20 protein-coding genes are annotated in these 20,492 nt (G+C 49.9%); 2 read left to right on the top strand and 18 right to left on the bottom strand.

Annotation, left to right across the window (positions count from 1 at the left end):
• Positions 1–4: 4 nt before the first annotated feature.
• The 15 genes from AB4Z29_RS15075 to AB4Z29_RS15145 form a co-directional block, all read right to left on the bottom strand.
• Complete coding sequence (locus AB4Z29_RS15075; protein ID WP_441943864.1) at positions 5–679, bottom strand: sulfite oxidase-like oxidoreductase; 675 nt, start codon at positions 677–679, stop codon at positions 5–7.
• A gap of 18 nt (positions 680–697) precedes the next feature.
• Positions 698–1,621 (bottom strand): ABC transporter permease, encoded by a 924-nt coding sequence (locus AB4Z29_RS15080; RefSeq protein ID WP_441943865.1) that lies wholly within the window; start codon positions 1,619–1,621, stop codon positions 698–700.
• A gap of 1 nt (position 1,622) precedes the next feature.
• Positions 1,623–2,672, bottom strand: a complete 1,050-nt coding sequence (locus tag AB4Z29_RS15085) for an ABC transporter permease (RefSeq protein WP_441943866.1) — start codon at positions 2,670–2,672, stop codon at positions 1,623–1,625.
• The gene (locus tag AB4Z29_RS15090; protein WP_441943867.1) at positions 2,665–4,164 is read right to left on the bottom strand and encodes an ABC transporter ATP-binding protein; all 1,500 of its coding nucleotides are present in this window, start codon (positions 4,162–4,164) and stop codon (positions 2,665–2,667) included. The genes AB4Z29_RS15085 and AB4Z29_RS15090 overlap by 8 nt, the downstream gene beginning before the upstream one ends.
• 121 nt (positions 4,165–4,285) lie before the next feature.
• On the bottom strand, positions 4,286–5,341 hold the full coding sequence (locus AB4Z29_RS15095; RefSeq protein WP_441943868.1) for a BMP family lipoprotein: 1,056 nt from the start codon (positions 5,339–5,341) through the stop codon (positions 4,286–4,288).
• 145 nt (positions 5,342–5,486) lie between these two features.
• Positions 5,487–5,945 (bottom strand): MarR family winged helix-turn-helix transcriptional regulator, encoded by a 459-nt coding sequence (locus AB4Z29_RS15100; protein ID WP_441943869.1) that lies wholly within the window; start codon positions 5,943–5,945, stop codon positions 5,487–5,489.
• 238 nt (positions 5,946–6,183) lie between these two features.
• Entirely contained in the window at positions 6,184–7,068 is an 885-nt protein-coding gene (locus tag AB4Z29_RS15105; RefSeq protein ID WP_441943870.1) for an urease accessory protein UreD, read from the bottom strand.
• A complete protein-coding gene (gene ureG, locus AB4Z29_RS15110) occupies positions 7,069–7,797 on the bottom strand; it encodes an urease accessory protein UreG (RefSeq protein ID WP_441943871.1) in 729 nt (242 codons plus the stop codon).
• Positions 7,798–7,829: 32 nt separating this feature from the next.
• Positions 7,830–8,522 (bottom strand): urease accessory protein UreF, encoded by a 693-nt coding sequence (locus AB4Z29_RS15115; RefSeq protein ID WP_441943872.1) that lies wholly within the window; start codon positions 8,520–8,522, stop codon positions 7,830–7,832.
• 44 nt (positions 8,523–8,566) lie between these two features.
• A complete protein-coding gene (ureC, locus tag AB4Z29_RS15120; protein ID WP_441943873.1) occupies positions 8,567–10,282 on the bottom strand; it encodes an urease subunit alpha in 1,716 nt (571 codons plus the stop codon).
• A complete protein-coding gene (locus AB4Z29_RS15125; RefSeq protein ID WP_441943874.1) occupies positions 10,279–10,647 on the bottom strand; it encodes an urease subunit beta in 369 nt (122 codons plus the stop codon). Before AB4Z29_RS15125 ends, ureC begins: the two co-directional genes overlap by 4 nt.
• A gap of 33 nt (positions 10,648–10,680) precedes the next feature.
• Positions 10,681–10,986 (bottom strand): urease subunit gamma, encoded by a 306-nt coding sequence (locus tag AB4Z29_RS15130; protein WP_441943875.1) that lies wholly within the window; start codon positions 10,984–10,986, stop codon positions 10,681–10,683.
• 218 nt (positions 10,987–11,204) lie between these two features.
• The gene (locus tag AB4Z29_RS15135) at positions 11,205–12,176 is read right to left on the bottom strand and encodes a D-alanyl-D-alanine carboxypeptidase family protein (RefSeq protein ID WP_441943876.1); all 972 of its coding nucleotides are present in this window, start codon (positions 12,174–12,176) and stop codon (positions 11,205–11,207) included.
• Positions 12,177–12,268: 92 nt separating this feature from the next.
• Entirely contained in the window at positions 12,269–13,378 is a 1,110-nt protein-coding gene (locus AB4Z29_RS15140; protein ID WP_441943877.1) for a sensor histidine kinase, read from the bottom strand.
• On the bottom strand, positions 13,356–14,060 hold the full coding sequence (locus AB4Z29_RS15145; protein ID WP_441943878.1) for a response regulator transcription factor: 705 nt from the start codon (positions 14,058–14,060) through the stop codon (positions 13,356–13,358). Before AB4Z29_RS15145 ends, AB4Z29_RS15140 begins: the two co-directional genes overlap by 23 nt.
• Before the next feature lie 240 nt (positions 14,061–14,300).
• Here AB4Z29_RS15145 and ilvD point away from each other — a divergent pair, with 240 nt between their 5' ends.
• A complete protein-coding gene (gene ilvD, locus AB4Z29_RS15150; RefSeq protein WP_441943879.1) occupies positions 14,301–15,986 on the top strand; it encodes a dihydroxy-acid dehydratase in 1,686 nt (561 codons plus the stop codon).
• 74 nt (positions 15,987–16,060) lie between these two features.
• Here ilvD and AB4Z29_RS15155 read toward each other — a convergent pair whose 3' ends face one another.
• The 3 genes from AB4Z29_RS15155 to AB4Z29_RS15165 all read right to left on the bottom strand — a co-directional run bounded on the left by AB4Z29_RS15155 (position 16,061) and on the right by AB4Z29_RS15165 (position 19,082).
• The gene (locus AB4Z29_RS15155; RefSeq protein WP_441943880.1) at positions 16,061–16,936 is read right to left on the bottom strand and encodes an anti-sigma factor domain-containing protein; all 876 of its coding nucleotides are present in this window, start codon (positions 16,934–16,936) and stop codon (positions 16,061–16,063) included.
• Positions 16,933–17,511 (bottom strand): RNA polymerase sigma factor, encoded by a 579-nt coding sequence (locus tag AB4Z29_RS15160; RefSeq protein WP_441943881.1) that lies wholly within the window; start codon positions 17,509–17,511, stop codon positions 16,933–16,935. The genes AB4Z29_RS15155 and AB4Z29_RS15160 overlap by 4 nt, the downstream gene beginning before the upstream one ends.
• A gap of 179 nt (positions 17,512–17,690) precedes the next feature.
• Complete coding sequence (locus AB4Z29_RS15165) at positions 17,691–19,082, bottom strand: polysaccharide deacetylase family protein (protein ID WP_441943882.1); 1,392 nt, start codon at positions 19,080–19,082, stop codon at positions 17,691–17,693.
• A 167-nt stretch (positions 19,083–19,249) separates the two neighbouring features.
• Between AB4Z29_RS15165 and AB4Z29_RS15170 the strand changes: the two genes are divergently transcribed.
• Positions 19,250–20,404: an AI-2E family transporter gene (locus AB4Z29_RS15170; protein ID WP_441943883.1), complete on the top strand. Its 1,155-nt coding sequence runs from the start codon at positions 19,250–19,252 to the stop codon at positions 20,402–20,404.
• The last annotated feature ends 88 nt before the right edge of the window (positions 20,405–20,492 follow it).

Consider the following 20,492-nt stretch of genomic DNA (forward strand, 5'->3'; position numbering starts at 1 on the left):
CTTATTAATCAAACTCCTTCTTCAACCATTCGTCCTCAGGCATTTCGTTTTCTTCGCTGCTGAAGCGCTGTTCTTGGAAAGGATCCGCATAGTTATGGAAGCCGTTGCGCTCCCAGAAACCCTCGCGGTCCTCCTTCATGAATTCGATGCCTGTGATCCACTTCGCGCTTTTCCAGAAATACAAGTGAGGAACGAGCAAGCGCATCGGCCAGCCATGCTTATCTGTAAGCGGCTCTCCATCGAAGCGGTGCGCGAGCAATACGTTCTCTTCCAGCAAATCCGCAAGCGGCACATTCGTATCGTAATCCTCGTCCGCGTGAATCATCGCATATTTGGCATCAGGCTTCACCTTGAGCAGCTGCATCAAATCCTTGAACTTAATGCCTTCCCATTCCGTATCAAGCTTCGACCATCTCGTCACACAGTGAATATCGCAAACCGTCTTCGTCTGCGGAAGCGCAAGCAGCTCCTCGAAGCTGAACGTACGCTCCTCCTCCACCTCGCCAAACACGCGAAGTGACCAGCTGTTTATGTCATATTCGGGCACCTCTCCCTCATGGAGAATCGGGAATCGTTCCGTTACCGTTTGGCCGGGCGGGACACGATGCGCAACCTCGGGCGAAACCGCCGCTTGCTTAATGCTTGTTACTTTTTTTAAACGCTCTGCTTTTTTGTGCATCGTCTTCCTCCTTATCTGCTACCTGGAGCTTTCGTTTGATTTGCGTGCTTCCTGCATATAGCCTTTATCTTTGAAAAACAACATAGCGATAATCGTCACGATATACGGCAGCATCATCGTGAAATGCGTAGGCAGAGCAAAGCCTTGCAGCCGGATGCTGAGCGCATCCATAAAGCCAAAGAGCATGCTTGAAGCCATGACGCCGATCGGATTCGATTGTCCGAGCATGGTGGCTACCAGCGCGATAAAGCCCCGGCCAGACGTCATGCCCTCGGTGAACATCGTTACATTGCCCAGGGACAGCTGCGCGCCTGCAAGTCCGCATAACATGCCGCATATGAGCACTGCGCCGTACTGAATCCTAGACACTTTAATGCCAAGGCTCCTTGCCGCGGTCGGGTTCTCCCCTGAAGCAAGCAGCCGGAAGCCGGATACGGTCTTGAACAAGAAATACTGCAAGCCGATAACGAGCAGAATCGATAGATAAACGAGCGGTGAATGCCCCGACAGCACATCCCCAAGCCAAGGTATGTCTTTGAGAAGCGGAATATCCCACTTCGGCAAACCAACCATATCCTTATTGTAGTATGCGCCTTTCACATCAAAGATTGCGCGCAAGGAGAAGGTGGTGAGGCCAAGTGCCAAGAAATTGAGCGCGATCCCGACTACGATAACGTTGGCTTTGAGATGGATGCTCATATACCCGAAGATGACGGAGAATAGAAGCGAGCAAAAAACGGCAAACAACACCGCCGCAAAAACATTGCCTGTAAAGTGGTTGCCAACGATGGCAGAGAATGCGCCGATAAGGATTAAACCTTCAAGGCCTACGTTAAACAAGCCAACCCGCGCACATATGGCACCGCCCAGTGCCGCAAGCAGAATCGGCGTTACCATCCGAAGCGTCGAGGCAAATAAAGAGGCATCTAGTAAAAAGTCCATCTTATGACCTCGCCTTCTTGCGTTTAATAAACGAATACGTGAATTTGGCAGACACGAATAAGATGAGTACCGCTTGGATTATACTCGATACTTCGAGCGGAACCTCCGTGTTGCGCTCCATCCCCATGCCGCCGGTTTGCAAAGCGGCCAGCAGTATCGCAGCCACCGCAGTTCCGAGCGGATGGGATCCCGCTAGCAGCGTCGCCATGATTCCTGACCAAGCATAGCCTGGCGAGGTCAAGGCACCGTCCAAATAACGATACTGCGTGCCAAGCACCTCAACGGAGCCGGCAAGGCCTGCGAACCCTCCGCTTACGAACATGCTGATCAGCATCATCTTGCCGCGCTGTACACCGCCATAGCTTGCGAACAACGGGTTCCCGCCCAGCATACGAATCTCATAGCCCTTCACCGTATAGCGCATGAATAGGAATAGCAGGATTGCTCCGACTACAGCCAGTATGAAGCCGGCATGGAGACTCATTCCCTTGAAGAGCTTAGGAAGCCAAACGCTTTGATCAAGCATGACCGTCTGCGCCATTGCGGCTGAGCCAGTCCGGTCTTTGAGCGGATAAGACACCATATATCCGGCGAACAAAGTGGCAATATAGTTAAGCAGAAGCGTCGTAATCAATAAATTCATTCGGAATCTGGCATCCAGCCAACCTGCAAAAGCTGACCATATTCCTCCGGCGATAATACCGGCAATAATAGCTGCAATTAGCTTGACCAAGCCAGAACCGGGTAAGTAGATTGCCGTTACCGCGGCGCTTAGCGCGCCAAGCACCATTTGACCCTCTGAGCCCATATTGAAAAACCCAGCTCGAAACGCAAGTGCAACTCCAAGGCCAATCAGTATAATAGGTGTCGCCCGACTTAACGTATTCGTCAAAAAGTAAAAGCTGCCGAAAGCGCCTTTCCACATTTCAGCATAGGTCTCCATGACCGAGCCGCCTACGATGACGATGGCAATCGCACCCGCAGCCAGACCAACAATGACAGCAAGCAGCGGCTGCAGCAGCGATCGTCCGAATTGTACCAGCTTATCCAACTGCTTTTCCTCCCGCCATTAACAAACTGATCTGTTCCTCCGTGGCCGATTCCGCATCAAGCTCGCCGACGATTTGTCCTTCATACATGACCAAAATACGATCAGAGAGCTTCAAAATCTCGGTTAGCTCTGATGAAATGAGCAGTATCGCTCCTTTTTCATCTCTTTTCTTGAGCAGCTCGCCGTGAATGATTTCCATAGCACCGACATCCACTCCCCGGGTAGGCTCTGCAGCGATCAGAAACGGCGAATGCTGGGCAAGCTCCCTTGCGACAATAAGCTTCTGCAAATTCCCTCCGGAGAGGAACTGCGCTTTGGTCGATAACGAGCCTGTCTTGATTCCGAATCGCGCCACCCATTCACTCACCATTCCGCGAATACCTGAGCCATTTAGAATACCCAGCTTTTGATGCCTGCCAGTATGACCCATTAAGCCGTTTTCCGTTACAGTCGCATCCTTTGCGACGCCCCATTGATAACGGTCCTCTGGGATGTGGGCGAGTCCTCGCTCGCGAATAGCTCCGACAGAGGCGCCAGTCACATCCTGTCCAAGCAGTTTGATGAGGCCATGATCGGTTTTCATAAGACCGGAAATCGCTTGAATGAGCTCTGATTGCCCATTGCCGGAAATACCTGCGATACCCACGATCTCGCCCTCATCAACATGTAAACTAACATCCTTGAGAAGCGGCTTCGTCTTGACTCCCTTTATCGACAGTCCAGCAACCTCCAGCACCTTTTTGCCTCTGAACGCTTCATTACGCGATATATGTATCAAATCCCGGCCAACCATGAGCCGCGAGAGATCTTCCGCATTCGTGTCCTTTGCATCCACGGTTCCCGTAACCTTGCCATCGCGAAGGACGGTAACCCGGTCCGCAACCTCCATAATTTCCTGCAGCTTGTGGCTAATCAGCACGAAGCTTTTGCCTTGCGCGGCTAATCCTTTAATCGCTACAAGGAGCTCCTTCACTTCAAGCGGAGTAAGCACGCCTGTCGGCTCATCCAGAATAATAACCTCGGCGCCTTGGTACAGCACCTTTAAAATTTCAACGCGCTGCTGCATGCCAAGCGAGCAGTCAGCTACCTTCTTCCATGGATCGACAGGCATGCCGTAAAGCTTGCCTATCCGCTCTGTTTCAGCGGCTGCCGCTTTACGGTCAAAGCCTATTGCTTTGGACGGCTCCCGTCCGATAACGATATTTTCTGCAATCGTAAACGTTGGAAATAGCATGAAATGCTGGTGGACCATGCCGATTCTATGCTTGATCGCGTCAGCAGGACTTGCGAACGAAACCGCCTTCCCGTCAAGAAGGATCTCGCCGCTTGTCGGGCTTTCCATTCCGTATAAAATGCGCATCAGTGTTGTCTTGCCGGCGCCGTTCTCCCCGACCAAGGCATGAATTTCTCCGCGGTTGAGCGAGAACTGCACCTGGCTATTTGCGGTTACGCTGCCATACGATTTCGTAATGCTGTCCATTTGCAGCAACATACTCATGATCCTCCCCTTTCCTGCCATAGGCGTTTAAACAAAAAAACCGCTTCCTCCAAACTGGAGGAAGCTTCCAAGCAACGAGCAAACCGGCTGCATGGGTAGCAGCCGGCCAGTAATTCTATTGAGCGAGCGGGTTAACTACTACGATTTTACCAGATTTAATATCTTCTGCAATCGTCTTAACTTTATCAACGTTCTCTTGGCCGATGAACGGGCTAAGTGTAGAAGTGCTGTCTCTTGTTACAAAAGTAAGGCCTACGCCGTCCTCTTTCAATCCATAGTCGGCTACGCCGAATGCGAAAGTGCCGTCTACGAAGCTTTTAACCGTTTCGTATGCTACTGCATCCGTACCTTTCAGTTGCGAGAGAACGATATGCTCTGGATCTTCTTCCGTACGGTCTGTATCTTGTCCGGAAGTGAAGAAGCCTTTTTCCTTCGCTGCTTCGAAAACGCCGTTATCGCCTACTGCAGCCATGCCTGCGATGAAGTCAGCACCTTTGGATTGTTGAAGCAATGCAAGCTCTTTCCCTTTAACCGGGTCCGTGAAGCTGCCTACGTAGTTAATAAGAAATTGTGCGTCTGGATTTGTGCTTTTCAAGCCTTGCTCAAAGCCTGAAGTATATTTGCTAAGCAGCGGCGCGTCCATTGCAACCACTGCGCCTACAATATTTGTTTTAGTAGCTAGGCCAGCAAGTGCGCCCATTAGATAAGATGCTTCATGCTCGCGGAAGTTAACGCTGCGAACGTTCGGAAGATCTACAACAGTATCGATAACCGCGAACGACTTGTCCGGATTCTCGGCAGCAACCTTCTTCAAAGCATCCTCAGCTTGGAAAGTAGCTGTAATAATCAAGTCATAATCTTCTGCAACCGTTGCACGGAGGTTTTGCTCGAAGCCGGCAGGGTCAGTCGATTCGATCGTTTTAACTTCAGCGCCGAATTCTTCGCCCGCTTTTTTGAAGCCTTCATCCATTAATACAAAAAATTTGTTTACGCCGATTTTTTCAGGCAGCACAAGCGCGATTTTTTTCTTGTCCGCTTTATCGCCAGCCGTGTTATTCGTCGCTGCGCTGTTATTCGCTGCGTTTCCTGCATCGTTTTTGTTGGATCCGCAAGCTGCGACAATCGCAACCATTAGAAACAACGATAGTGCTACTGCAAATGCCTTCTTCATCGTAATCTCCCCTAAACCATTAGATGTATTAATTCCTTTTAATCCTAGTTGTTTTATCGGAATTTGTCAACCTATTTCATTTCGACAAATTTCTAGTTTATTCTACACTAATTATCATCGCAATAATAATGAAATATGAAAATAGTCACGAATTTGTAACATCCGTTTCCATATTTCTGCTCATCGTTTCAAAAAGCTGGACACCTTGCTCCATATCCGCTTCCGACATGCCATCAAAAAGCTTATGCATAATCTTTGAACGGAGCGTCTCGATAAGCTTGACGATGTTTGAGCCATCCTCTGTGATCTCAAGCATAACCACTCGGCGATCTTTCTCGCCGCGTTCCCGTTTCACGTAACCAAGCTCAATCAGCCTGTCCGCAATACCCGTTACGCCTCCGCTCGTAATTAAAAGCTGCTCAGCCAAAGCCGAAGCCTTCTGCGGGCCCGATTGCGAGAGTATGGTGAGCATTCTGCCATGGGTCATCCCAAGACCGTGAACGTTATAGGTATTCCATTCCGTATTTATCTGCCTCCGTACTTGACGAAAGGATTCATCTAACTTCCTCATCAGTTCAAGCCGTTCCGCACTTGAAGCTTCCAAACGATCACCAGCCTATTCTTTCATACTATATTTCAAATATACTCAACTCCCTATAGTATAACGTTCCACAACGTGATTAAGTAACTTCTTTTCTCAAAAAGGCATGAATGAAGCCCTCATATACGAGCATTGCCGCGTAAAGACGAGACATTCAACAAACCGCAGCTAACTTGCTCAAAAAGGCCAATCCTCAAAATTCGGATTGGCCTTCCGTGTGAGGGATGGATGCCCGCTTGCTCTAGTAACCTTGCAGAAACCGCAGCGGCTGCTTCCCTAGCATGCTGGCCCTCACAACCTCCCACAGCTCCCTCATAAGCTGCTGAAGCGGCCAAGCAGCGGTAGACATGGCAGACACGGCAATCCCGAAGCGATGCGTCAGAGACGCTCCTGATACGATGCTGTGTCCTTCGGGAGAAACAAAGCTATCCAGCTTTTGCTGCAGCAGCTCTAGGTGTGAACTGTTCAAACGATCTGAGAAAACGTAAAAGGCGGCTGAGTGGGTAAGCTCTTCCCAGCACCCCGCCGCCGCTAACGCATGTCTCTCGGGCTCGATCTGCTGGCGCTGGAAAAAAATAAGCTCATCGCCGTAATAAACTGAAATGGTATTTCGATAGGATCGGTAGTCAAAACGCTCCCCTCGCAAGGATCGTCCTGGGCAAAGCACCTCTGCTTGCAGCCAGACGGCGCCCTGACTCAGATTAACGCGTGTGTCATTCCGAAATGCAGCATCCTTATAAAGCATGACCGGTTCCGGCATATGCTCAACAATGGCATTCTCCGCAAGCTTGAATGTCTGCTGCATAGAGGAATCCTCCGATGCTTTGCTCGGATGCACTTTGGTATAGGATTGATTGGTAATCATCACATGCGATGATTCGCCGCATGCCCACTCCAGATCATAGCGGTCACCGCTCAGGAGTCCTGGGGATACATCCATGACGATGATGCCCAGCTGTCCCTCCAAAGGAAATGCTTTTGCGATTTTGATAGGAGCGGTATGGAATTTAGTCTCGACAACCGTGCGGCCTAAGCGAGTAGCAAAGGCAGCACGAAGCACAGACGTTCTGTTAACGGCTTCCCCGTCTATAGCTATAGTGCGCGGCTGTTGATTGGCAAGCTCCATCTAAGTTGCAGTATGACGCTGCTCAGCGGGTATGGCCGTCAGTTGAATGACATGGGAATGCTCCGTCCCACGGGCATGGGCGACCTCATGCGTCAGCCAGCTTACGATCTCGTCCACGCCGTCGCCGCCGAACAGGTTCGAAAATACGAAGGGACGCTCTCCGCGCATTTTCAACGTATCCGCCTCCATGACTTCAAGGCTCGCTCCAACATAAGGCGCCAAATCGATCTTGTTGATCACGAGCAAATCGGAGCGCATAATGCCAGGGCCGCCTTTACGCGGAATTTTCTCTCCTTGCGCCACATCGATAATATAAATAAAACGGTCAACGAGCTCCGGGCTGAACGCTGCCGCCAAGTTATCGCCGCCGCTCTCGATAAAGATAAGATCAAGATGGTCGAAGCGCCGCTCAAGCTCCTCGATCGCCTCGAAATTCATCGAAGCATCCTCGCGGATCGCCGTGTGCGGGCAGCCGCCCGTTTCTACGCCAATAATGCGTTCCTCGGGCAGCACGCCTGTATTGAACAAAATTTTCGCGTCTTCCTTTGTGTAAATATCATTCGTAATAACGGCAACACTGTATTGGGTATGCAGCTCACGCGTAAGTCTTTCCACGAGCGCGGTCTTGCCGGACCCGACCGGGCCGCCGATGCCGATACGAATTGGCCTTGATGCGTCGATTGCCGGGCTTTCCCATTCCTGATGCGTATGTCCTTGTCCTTGGCACATAGTTCATTCCTCCATTTGGATGTTTATAATGATCAAGACATAAATAACCTTGAATACAATCGCTCATGCCTCATCATGGCAAGCTCGGCCATCGGCATATTCGAGTACGCCTCTTCCGGCGCAAGCTTCTCCACGATTTTCATCGCTTCCTCCGTAAGCGGAGTCAGCTTCGCGATAAGGAACTGGCCTTCTGTTTGTCCCATCGACATGAGCCTCAGCGCGCTGTTCATACACGTAACAATGCAAGTGTAGAAATAGCCCTGAATGGCCCGCTCCTCGGAGATATCAAGCAGCCAGCACGCATAGCCGTGGGACAGCGGATGGGAAGCGAAGCATGCCCCCGCCCGCAGCGCGTCTGCAAGCGGCGACCAATCCAGCTGCGGATGGATGGCGGATGCCAGCTGAAGCAGTCTCCGGCCCATCTTCTCCACTCCGCTGCGGGTTTCCGAAGCGACCCTCTGCAAATGGACAAGCCTTTCAACTGACCATAGCCGCTCCCAATCCGCTGTCGGCGCATCGCGATATACCGCTTTAATAATCATCGCATCCGAGCTAGCCCAGCTTTGCAGCAGCATGGCCGCGGCATATGCATACAATTGGCCTGATCGGTTCATTCTGCCGTCTTGGACCATCGACTCAAGTCCAAAGGAATGAGAGAATCCTCCAATGGGGAGCGCAGAGTCAAGCAGCTGCTGCATAGCCAGCCATTTCACGCTTTCATTCATGACTGTCAGCCCTTCCTAGCTACCGATGCGGTACCGTTCCTGATTTAGAATAAGAAGTAACGCTGAGCCATAGGCAGCACCTCAGCCGGCTCGCAAGTGATATGCTCTCCGTCCACCATTACATGGTAGGTTTCAGCGTCCACCTCAAGCTTCGGCGTCGCGTCATTATGGATCATATCCTTCTTCGTAACCGTGCGGCAGCCTTTAACCGGCTCAATACGCTTCTGGAGCCCAAGCTCCGCTGCTATGCCGCGGTCGTAAGCAGCCTGCGATACGAACGTAATCGAGCTATTGAATACGAGCTTGCCGAAAGACGCGAACATCGGTCTGCCAAATACGGGCTGCGGCGTCGGGATAGAAGCATTCGGGTCTCCCATTTGCGCAAAGGCAATGCTGCCGCCCTTCAGCACCAAATCAGGTTTGACGCCAAAAAACATCGGGCTCCAAATGACAAGGTCGGCGAATTTGCCTGCTTCCAGCGAGCCTACGAGATGCGATACGCCGTGTGTAATCGCAGGATTGATCGTATACTTGGCAATGTACCGTTTAATACGGTAATTATCGTTTTGCTCTTGATCCGGCAGCAGCGGCCCTCGTTGTTTTTTCATTTTGTCAGCCGTCTGCCAAGTGCGGATGATGACCTCGCCGACACGTCCCATCGCCTGCGAATCGGAGCTGATCATGCTGAACACGCCCATATCATGCAATATATCCTCGGCAGCTATCGTCTCCGGCCTAATTCGTGAATCCGCGAAAGCGACATCCTCCGGGATGCTGCTGTCAAGGTGATGGCAAACCATCAGCATGTCCAAATGCTCCTCGATCGTGTTGATCGTGAACGGGCGCGTCGGATTCGTCGAAGAAGGCAGCACGTTCAGCTCGCCAGCTGCAATAATAATATCCGGAGCATGCCCGCCGCCCGCGCCTTCGGTATGATAGGTATGGATCGTCCGCCCGCCGATTGCCGCAAGCGTATCTTCCACAAATCCAGCTTCATTTAACGTGTCGCTATGTATGGCGACCTGCACGTCATATTGATCCGCCGCCTGCAGGCAGGCATCGATCGCAGCCGGCGTAGTCCCCCAATCCTCATGCAGCTTGAGCCCGATTGCGCCTGCCTCGATCTGCTCGATAAGCGGGGCCGTGAACGAAGCATTGCCTTTGCCCGTATAACCGATGTTCATCGGAAAATGCTCCGCGGCCTCCAGCATACGCCGCATATGCCATGCGCCTGGCGTAACGGTCGTAGCATTGGTGCCCGTAGCAGGACCCGTGCCGCCGCCGATCATTGTCGTCACGCCTGAGGATAGCGCCGTTTCAATTTGCTGCGGGCATATAAAATGAATATGCGAATCAATGGCGCCTGCCGTTACGATTTTGCCTTCGCCGGCAATAACCTCTGTGCTTGCGCCAACGATCATATTAGGATGTACGCCGTCCATGATATCCGGATTCCCTGCTTTCCCAATACCGACGATATAACCGTCTTTAATCCCAATATCCGCTTTCACAATACCGGAATGATCGATAATGACTGCATTCGTAATTAACGTATCCAGCACGCCTTCACCCCGCAGCGCACCGCTTGATTGCCCCATGCCGTCACGGATTACTTTGCCGCCGCCGAACTTGCATTCATCGCCATACACCGTATAGTCATGCTCAATCTCCGCCCAAAGCTCCGTATCCGCGAGTCGCACCGCATCTCCCGTCGTCGGGCCGAACATAGCCGCATAGCTTTTGCGATCCATTCTAGTCATGCTCCGCCACCTTCCCAAGCCTTCAAACGCTCGCGAACCTCAGCTGGCATCGCGCCATTCACCGCTTTTCCTTGGCTAAGGCCGTTTAATCCAAAGCTAAGCTTGGCGCCGCCAAGCTCAACAAGCGTTACCGGTTTCTCTTCGCCTGGCTCAAACCTGACCGCCGTACCTGCCGCGATATGAAGCCTCATGCCAAAGGCAGCTTCACGATCGAACTTCAATGCACGGTTCACTTCAAAAAAATGAAAATGAGAGCCTACCTGCACTGGGCGGTCACCTGTATTCACTATGATAAGCTTCGCCGTATTGCGTCCGGCATTCAATTCAATATCGCCTGCAGCCGTTCGATACTCTCCAGGAATCATATGCAACTGTGCTCCTCTCGCATCTAAGTATCGCTAGCTCGTAATCGGATCATGGATCGTAACAAGCTTCGTTCCGTCCGGGAAAGTCGCTTCCACCTGAACCTCATGTATCATTTGCGGAATGCCTGGCATAACCTGCTCCGCCTTTAATATTTGCGTTCCAAATTCCATAAGCGCCGCAACGGTCATCCCGTCCCGGGCACCTTCCATTATTTCCGAAGTGATGAGTGCGACGCTCTCCGGATAATTAAGCTTTACGCCGCGATTCATCCGCCGCCTTGCCAAATCAGCCGCAATGGTAATGAGCAGCTTTTCTTTCTCACGTTCAGTCAACTGCATGTCTTCACCTCTTCATCCATAATACTTCCATTATAGACAGCAAATTATGGATAGTAAATCACCTTGCGTTAGTTTTTATGACATTAAAACAAAATAAATCTAGAATAACCCTTTCGGGCTACGCTAGATTTAACATCACGCTTACACTATTATTCGTATGTGAATTATCGACATTTCACGACAACATTCAACCCATTCAACCTATTGTTGATTAAGCGCTACCCTGTCTGAATACCTAGCTTGCTTTGAATGTGACCGATCAAGCTCACCAGACCATCGGTTTGAAAGCCATAGTCAAACAATAAGCTCGTCTCTGTAAATCGCTGCTCAGGCGTACGCGCTCCCATAATCACCGACACTAGGCGCCTATCCGCCTGCTTCGCTGTTCCTGTAAAGCAATAGCCGGCTTGAACGGTGTAGCCTGTCTTTAATCCATCATTTCCGGGGAAAGCGTAGGGCATGCCGTTCAGCATTAAATTCGTCGTCTGCAGCTTCTGCGACGTGCTTGCAAGCTTAACGCTGCTCCGACTCGAAACCTCCAATACCTCGGGATACTTTTTCAATAGATATCCGGCTAGTAAAGCCGTATCTTTGGCTGTCATGACGGTATCCCCTTGATTGGAAGCTTCTTCGAAAGGAAGCAGATCCTCCGCGCTTAAGCCTGTCGCATTGGCAAACACCGTTAGGCCGGATAACCCGAGCTTTTCCGCTCTGTTATTCATCAGCACGGTAAAAGCAGCTTCGCTACCCGCAATATGCTCAGCCAACGCTACAGCAGCATCGTTGGCTGAATGGACCGCCATTGCTTCAAACAGCTCCCTGACCGTATAGCTTTCCCCTGCACTGAAGCCGATTTGAGAGCCTGGCACCCCAGCCGCGTACGAGCTTGTCGTTATGCGATCCCTCCACACAAGCTTGCCTTCATTCACCATATCCAATACGAGAAGCTCTGTCATAAGCTTGGACATGCTTGCTGGAGGAAGCGGTACATTGGCATTTTTCTCATAGATGACCTTGCCGGTCTGAAGGTCGATCAATATGGCCGAGCTGGCTTCGAGCGTAAGATCGGACACAGCCGGCTTGCCTTTTAAGGATATGAAGTACATGGTACAAGCTATTAAAGCGACGGCAACCACTAATAGCTTAGCAGCTGCGTTAGAATTATTTTTGTACGTTCTCTCTGCCATCATCGTTGTCTCCCTCTCGCTTAACGTTCTATACGATCAGTATAGGAGCATCAGCTTAAGGAGACCGTAATCAAACCATAAGAAAAGCTTAAATATTAATGAATAATCGGCAAGGATACCCGGAATGACGTTTGTTCGAGATCGCTTGATACCGATATCGTCCCGCCATGCTTCTGGATAATTCCCTTCGCAATCGCAAGTCCGAGTCCCGAACCGCCTGCCCACTGCGTCCGAGATTTATCTACTCTATAGAAACGATCGAAAAGATAAGGCAAGTCTACCGAAGAGATCGGCTCGCCGAAATTGATTACCTCAACGATAGCCGCGCCATCCTCGGCGCTTGTCTTGACGAGAATCTGCTTGCCCTCTTTTCCATAACTTATCGCATTGGAGATTAAGTTTTCAAAAACACGCACAAGCTTAGCCGGATCTCCTTCAAGCATAACGCTAGCCTTATCCGACACAAGCCGGCTTTGCATGCCCGCTTCTTGCAGCGGCAGCCGGAATTGAACGAGCAGCTGTCCCAGCATCTCAACTAAATTGAACGTTGTCAGCTTAAGCCCTGACGTATCATGACGCATTCTCGTGTATTCAAATAGATCATTAATGAGCACATTCAGCCGCTGCGATTTGTCATAGGCGATCTGCACGTAATGCCTCAGTTCCACCTCGTCACGATACCGGTCCTGCTCAATTAAACCTAAATAGCCAAGCACCGAGGTGAGCGGCGTACGCAAATCATGCGATACATTCGTGATCAGCTCGTTTTTGGTCTGCTCGGCTTTCCGCTCGTCGTCAAGAGCGTGGTGCAACCGTCCAACCAAATTATTGATATTAGACGCCATTGGGCTGAAGAGGCTGCGCTTGCTCACCTCGATCTGGTAATCCATTTCGTATCTTCCTTCGGCAATTCCGCGAACCGTCTGATTCATTTGACTAAGATTTCGAAACAGTTGCCATTGCAGGATAAAAAAATACAAAAAAAACAAAACAATCCCTGTCCCGCCAAATAGGACGGCTTCAGTAAATATCGAAAACAAATTGCGATATATATCCCTCACGGCCGATATTCGGTCAATGAGATACATACCAGCGAATATAAAGAAAAACACGGTGATAAAGGCAAGCGATGCACTCACGATCAAGTTCAGAATCGAACGGAAGACCAGCTTCAAGGCAATATTATCCTTCAATTTTGTAGCCAACCCCCCACACGGTAACGATCATTTTATCACCAAGCTCCTTTTCCAGCTTATCCCTGAGCTTGCTGATATGTACCATTACCGTATTATTGGAATCGAAATATTTCTCTTTCCATACCTGCTGAAAAATATCCTCCGCGCTGAATACCCGTCCCGGCTGGCTCGCGAGCAGATGTAGGATGCCGAACTCCGTGGACGTCAAATGAAGCGGTTTCCCATCGATCTCAGCAGTATGGCTAAGCTTGTCAATGCGGAGCGGCCCCAGTCTAAGCTCTTTCTCCGAACGCGAATCCATGCCGTTTTCCGTTTGTGCTCCATATTGATAGGTTCTCCGTAGCAGCGACCTAACGCGGGCTATGAGCTCCAGCGGATTAAACGGCTTGATCATGTAATCGTCCGCACCGGTCATGAGTCCCATTATTTTATCCATATCCTCAGCCTTCGCACTCAGCATGAGAATCGGCACGGACTGATCTCGCCGTAAGCGGCGCGTCGCTTCGAGTCCGTCCATGTTCGGCATCATAATATCCAAAATGACCAGATCAAACGGATTTTTCGCATAAGCCGCCAAAGCTTGCTCGCCATCATACGCTTTTTCTGTGGAAAAGCCCTCATTTTTCAAATAAATCTCTATAAGATCAGCAATTTCTCGCTCGTCGTCGACAATTAATACGCGCCTTTCCATAAAGAAGCAGCCTCCTCCAGCCAGTTGTTGTTTTCTCATTGTGTCCTTTGAGCATACTATACATGAATATTGCGAGGCATGTCCCATGCTTTGGCGCATTATCACAATGTTTAAGGCTTTTTTAATGTTTTCTTAAACTATGCCGGAACCTGCTGCCTTCCTCACGATATAGCCAACGCTTGTCCGTTGTGATAAAATCGAGAGTATTATTATTTTATTATGCACATAGGGGGCACTTACATGGCGGCCAAAAGAATGCGTTCAGACATGATCAAAAAAGGATTCGACCGCGCACCGCATCGCAGCTTGCTGCGTGCCGCAGGCGTAAAAGAAGAAGATTTCGATAAACCGTTCATCGCGGTTTGCAACTCGTATATTGATATTATTCCTGGTCACGTCCACTTACAGGAGTTCGGCAAGCTAGTTAAGGAAGCAATCCGCGAAGCTGGCGGCGTTCCATTCGAATTTAATACGATTGGCGTAGATGACGGGATCGCAATGGGCCATATCGGCATGCGCTACTCGCTCGCGAGCCGCGAGATCATTGCCGATTCCATCGAAACCGTAGTTAACGCGCACTGGTTCGACGGTATGGTCTGTATCCCGAACTGTGACAAAATCACACCGGGCATGATCATGGGCGCGCTGCGCGTCAACATCCCGACCATGCTCGTTAGTGGCGGTCCGATGAAAGCCGGCAAAACATCAGACGGTCGCTCCATCTCGCTTTCCAGCGTATTTGAAGGCGTAGGCGCTCACCAAGCCGGCAAAATCAACGATGACCAGCTCATGGAGCTGGAACAATTCGGCTGTCCGACTTGCGGCTCTTGCTCAGGTATGTTCACGGCTAACTCCATGAACTGCTTGGCGGAAGGCATGGGACTTGCTATGCCTGGTAACGGTACAATACTTGCCGTGGCTCCGGAACGCAAAGAATTCGTTAAAGAAGCGGCTCGTCAGCTGATGAAAATTATCGAGCTCGGCATTAAACCGCGTGATATTGTAACGAAAGATACCATTGACAACGCGTTTGCACTTGATATGGCAATGGGCGGTTCAACAAACACCGTTCTTCACACGCTAGCAATCGCGCATGAAGCTGGCATCGAATACCCGATTGAGCGTATTAACGAAGTAGCTGAACGCGTACCGCATCTTGCAAAAATCGCACCAGCATCGGATTACCACATCGAGGACGTTCATAATGCAGGCGGCGTAAGCGCAGTTCTAAATGAGCTGTTCAAAAAGGAAGGCGCTTTGCACGGTGATGTTATGACAGTAACAGGCAAAACGCTGCGCGAGAACGTTATTGGCTGTGAAATTCAGGATACCGATGTTATCCATACGATTGATAACCCGCACACCGCGCGTGGCGGACTAGCTGTATTGTTCGGTAACCTTGCTCCTAACGGCGCGATCATCAAAACCGGCGCAGTAGACAAATCGGTAGGCGGCTACCATAAAGGGCCTGCTATCTGCTTTGATTCCCAGGACGAGGCGCTGCACGGCATTGCGAACGGCAAGATCAAAGAAGGCCATGTTGTCATAATTCGTTACGAAGGACCGCGCGGCGGCCCTGGTATGCCGGAAATGCTAGCTCCTACCTCACAAATCGTTGGTATGGGTCTAGGCGCTAAAGTTGCTCTCGTAACAGACGGTCGTTTCTCAGGCGCATCACGCGGTATCAGCATCGGGCACGCTTCACCTGAAGCAGCCGAAGGCGGTCCAATCGCTTTCGTACAAGATGGTGATATCGTTGAGATCGACATGAACAACCGGACGATGGATCTTCTCATCAGCGACGAGGAATTCGAAAAACGCCGTTCCGAATGGAAAGGCTTCGAGCTCAAAATCAAACGCGGCTACTTGGCCCGTTACGCGCATCTTGTTACTTCCGCCAGCACTGGCGGCGTAATGAAAATGTAATAAGCCTATATGCAAAAAGGAATGCAAGCTGGAAACAGCCTGCATTCCTTTTTTATGTTCGCGGCGTGCCGATTCTAGCCGGTGACAAGCTTTCCTGCCAGCACGATATCACCGCGAGGCTGCAAGCCTTTTGCATCGGGCTCATGCGTAATTGCAATCTGATCGTATTCATCAGGCTTGAACGTATAATAGAGTGCTCCCGTGCCGTCATAAGTAAGGAACGTGCCTGCATTAACTGGCTTTCCTTCCTTAAGCAGCCAAACCTGAAACGCTTCGTCGTTCGCAAGCTTAGGAAGATTCTCCGCTTGTACGATCAGATGCATCCCATTGGAATCCATAACGATCGTAGCTAGTCCTTGCGCAACGATATCCGGTATGGTTGGTGTAAGCGACACGACATGATTGACTTGTATGCCTGAAGACGGCTGCTCTGCCACAGCCAGCTGCTGCTGCAGCTGCTGAACCTGAGCGGCAAGCTTATCAGAATCGCCGTGTAAGCGACCTACCTGTTGATAAAGTACTGCCGATACCACTAACAGAGCGGCAGCCGCCCCAGCAAACAAAGGTGTCGTCCAGCTTTTTGTTCTCTGCTTAGGCAACGATTGCGCTGGAGGCATATCTATGACTGGTTTTACTTCCGAGCGCATGATCTCTTTTTCTTTTTCTTTTTCTTTTTCTTTTTCCAATAAAGAGGACGATGCTTCCTGCGAGCTTGCACGATCCGCTTCTGCGACTGCGGCAAGAATGCGCGCCTTCATCCCAGAAGGAGGGGCTACAGGCTCCACCGTTAACGGCATGATGCCAAATAATGCGGTCAGTTCCTCCATTTTACTCCTGCAAGCTGCGCAGCTTGCCAAATGGGCTTCGAATGCCAGCTTGTCCTCGTCATCCATTCCGCCCAGCACATACATTTCAACGTCATCACAGCTAACATTATGCTTATTGCTCATGGACTTGCCCCCTCCTTCCACGTCGAATCAAATTTCTTTCTCAACTGAGTCAGTGCCAGCCTGACCCTGCTCTTCACCGTCCCAAGCGGGATATCATGCCTTTGACTAACCTCTTGCTGCGTATAACCCATAAAATAAATAAGTTCGACAACTTGTTTCTGATCCTCATTCAACTCACCGAGCGCTTCTTTCATCTGTTCGCCAAGCATTTTATGCTCAACCTCCTGCTCCGTCGAATAAGGAGCGGCCTCTCGTTCAAGCGCCCCTTCCTCCTTCGTCTCAAGCGGTTTTCTTCCATGCTTTCTAAGCCAGTCAATAGATAAGTTCCGTGCGATCGTAAAGATCCAGCTGCTGATTTTCCCAGCTGCTTCATCCGTTCGCAGTCTGCCTGCAGAATTCCATACCCGGATGAACAATTCTTGCACGACCTCTTCGGCTGCCATCGCGTCTCTAACGATTCGAAATACGAAAGCATACACCTGGCGCTCATAACGGTCATATAGCTGCTCCAAAGCGGCTGAATCTCGTTCCGCAATTAATCGGATGAGCCGTTCGTCTGATGCTGACTCCCCCATTAAGGGTTCCCCTCCTCCGATATTTCCTGCTATAATCATAACTTTTTCATACCAAAAGGCAAACCTAACGGATTTCTTCAATTGAAAGGGCTCTTTTCGCTTAAACCAATAAAAAACAGCCACCAAAGGTGAATGACCCTGGCGGCTGTTAGAAATTCGAAAATCAATTCCTCGTTGTCTTATATGGCTGTTGTTTTCGTACCAAGTTGCGCAGCTTCGTCGGCAGCTGCACTTAAAGAACGCTCTACAGCTTCAGTGATATCTTGCATTCGATTAAGCTGTTCTGTTGCGTAACGTCTAACGGTCGTGACGGGCATTAAAAGCATTCGCGGTGAAACTGCATCCTTTTTCTTATTGCTTTTGACTGTTTTCTTCGTATTGGTAAGCACCTTAATCAATATGCGAAGGTAAACGCGCGTGGATTTGGCGAACAATCCCTCCGGCAGTTGAAAGATCTCAAAGCCTAGGCGATCCGCACCGCGATGAATCATCGTCACGCCATATACCGCTTTAATATCCTTGGCATCCGAATCGGCGGCAAGCTGGTTGGCAAGCAATGGAAGCGCTTGTTCAACCTCTCTGAGCATACGAATGCCGGTTGCAACTGGCGATTTGGACGTTGCTGCGATACTCGAGAGCATTTTGTTATCGAAATGCAGCTCCGCTACTCGGTCTCCCTTGACGACATTCCCACCCTCGGCGAACGCGATATCCTCGCCATTGTAAGTAATAACCCGGTAGTGAAAAGCGGCATCCGCTTCATTGCCAACCGTCTTAAGCCGGAATAGGAAGTGGAAGAGTCTCTCCCACGTCAGCCAAAGCGAAACCAGCACCTTTTTCCATACAGACCTATGCATCGATTTGGCTGCTTCTGTCAGCTTGATCATTTCATCAATCGCTATGAATCGGTAGCCTCGCTTCACGCCTTCTTCCAAATAGCCTTCCAGTGCAATAAGCATGTTGAGGGGCGCTTCCTTGTCTGCTCCGAAGGTCATTCCGCAATCATGCAGCAGCAATACCTCACCTGGCTTAAGCTTCTTCATCATCCGTTTCTTAAGCCGCTCAGAGCCGAGCCGCATGCGCCAATCTCCAAACATGGCAGACCATAATATGATTTGGAGATGTCCGAATTTCGCATAGTCGAATACGTTTACGATTCCCCATGGCGGCCGATAATAAGCCGAACGCGATCCTGTCGCATGCTCGATAATGTCTAGCGTGCGTTCAATCTGGCGTTTCACTGTTCGTGGACGCATGAGCCAATTCGATTTGTGCACATAGTTGTGAACACCTAGATTATGCCCTTCATCCTTCATTCGACGCAGCAGATGCTCCTGGCCTTCAGCGTGCGACCCCACAATAAAAAACGTCGCCTTCGCATTGTAACGGGCAAGCAGGTCGAGAAGCTGAGCCGTGTAAACCGGGTCTGGACCGTCATCGAAGGTTAAGGCTATCTCTTTCTCTACAAGACCCTTCTTAAAAACTCGAAAGCCAAATGTACGGCTAATTAGTCCAGGAAGAAACGCATAGAAGGTTGCAACGTATAATCCCCATAACAGCAAATTTTCCATTTTGTTTTCCCCACCGTTATATGATTTAGTCGACGAATGAATAGCGGTACAAAACAACAACAGTAGCTTTAATTGTAGCATAATGCAATAAAAAATAGGCATCTTTTTAAAAACTATAGTACAATCTTTATGGAAATATGAATATGGAAAAAGAAGGAGTTCCCCTTATGTTGCCCTTTTACAAAAAGTATTGGCGAACCGCTTTCGACATCGCCCTCATCGCTCTCACTGTTTACTTAATTATGTACTCTTTCAGTTATTTGTACCGAATCGCCACACCCATTTTCTTCTCCTTCGTTATTTTCTTGTGCATTGAACCGCTGGCAAGGCGGCTGAACAAGCTGGGGATGAAGAAATCCATTGCCTCCGGCATATCTGTACTCGTGTTCACCCTGATCATTCTAGCCGCCTTCTCGGGCGCAGCATACCTGCTAACGAAGCAAGGCACCCAGCTTGTCAATGATTTTCCCAAATATCAAAAAGTTCTCGCTGGCCAAATCGCCAACATTACCGTTGAGCTTCAGCAGCGTTTCGGCACAACGACAGCAGATCTCGATCTGGTACAGCGGTCCAAAGATTTAATTGAAGGAGCGTCCTCTACCTTAGCGAAATTCGGACAAACCGTGCTCCGCAGCGTAGTCGGTTATGTCTCTTCATTCTCCACCTTCATATTCAATTTTGTGGTGGGGATTATATTAGCTTATTTCTTAAGCATCGAAATTACGACATGGAAGCAGACTGCCGAGGAAAAAACACCAAATACGTTTAAATCTGCTTTCTTTTTCCTTCGCAACAATGTATTCAAAGGCATTGCGCTCTACATCAAAGCGCAAGCCAAAATGATCGGCATCACGTTTGTCGTCATCTTGGCCGCACTGCTGCTGCTCCAAGTCGACAATGCATTCGTCATCGCAGTGGTATCCGCGATTTTCGATATTTTGCCGCTGCTTGGCGTTGGTACGATCTTCATTCCTTGGATCATCTATTTGATCATCGTCGGCAAAATTTCGCTGGCTATATGGCTATCGGCGCTATTCCTGGTCGTGGTGCTGACTCGCCAAATTCTTGAACCCAAAATTACGGGCGACTCCTTAGGCGTGTCCGCCTTCACGATGCTGGCTTTCATGATCGTATCCCTTTCGTTATTCGGTATTGCCGGCGTCATTCTTGCACCGATCCTCATGATCCTGATTAAAGCGCTGTATGACCAAGGCTATTTCCATCGCTGGATTCGTGCTCCGCTGGGGGAATTCGATACACCTCCGACAAATCCCGGTATCGACAAACTGGATAAACAAGAGGACCCGACAAAAAAGGTTTAGTCCGCTTTAATAATTGAAGTCATGCCTTAGCAGGATGAAGAGCTTTCTGCTGAAGCATGGCTTCGTTTTCATTTCTAACGAGATTGTT

The organism is Paenibacillus sp. 2TAB23 (genome assembly GCF_052115165.1).
Lineage (GTDB): Bacteria > Bacillota > Bacilli > Paenibacillales > Paenibacillaceae > Pristimantibacillus.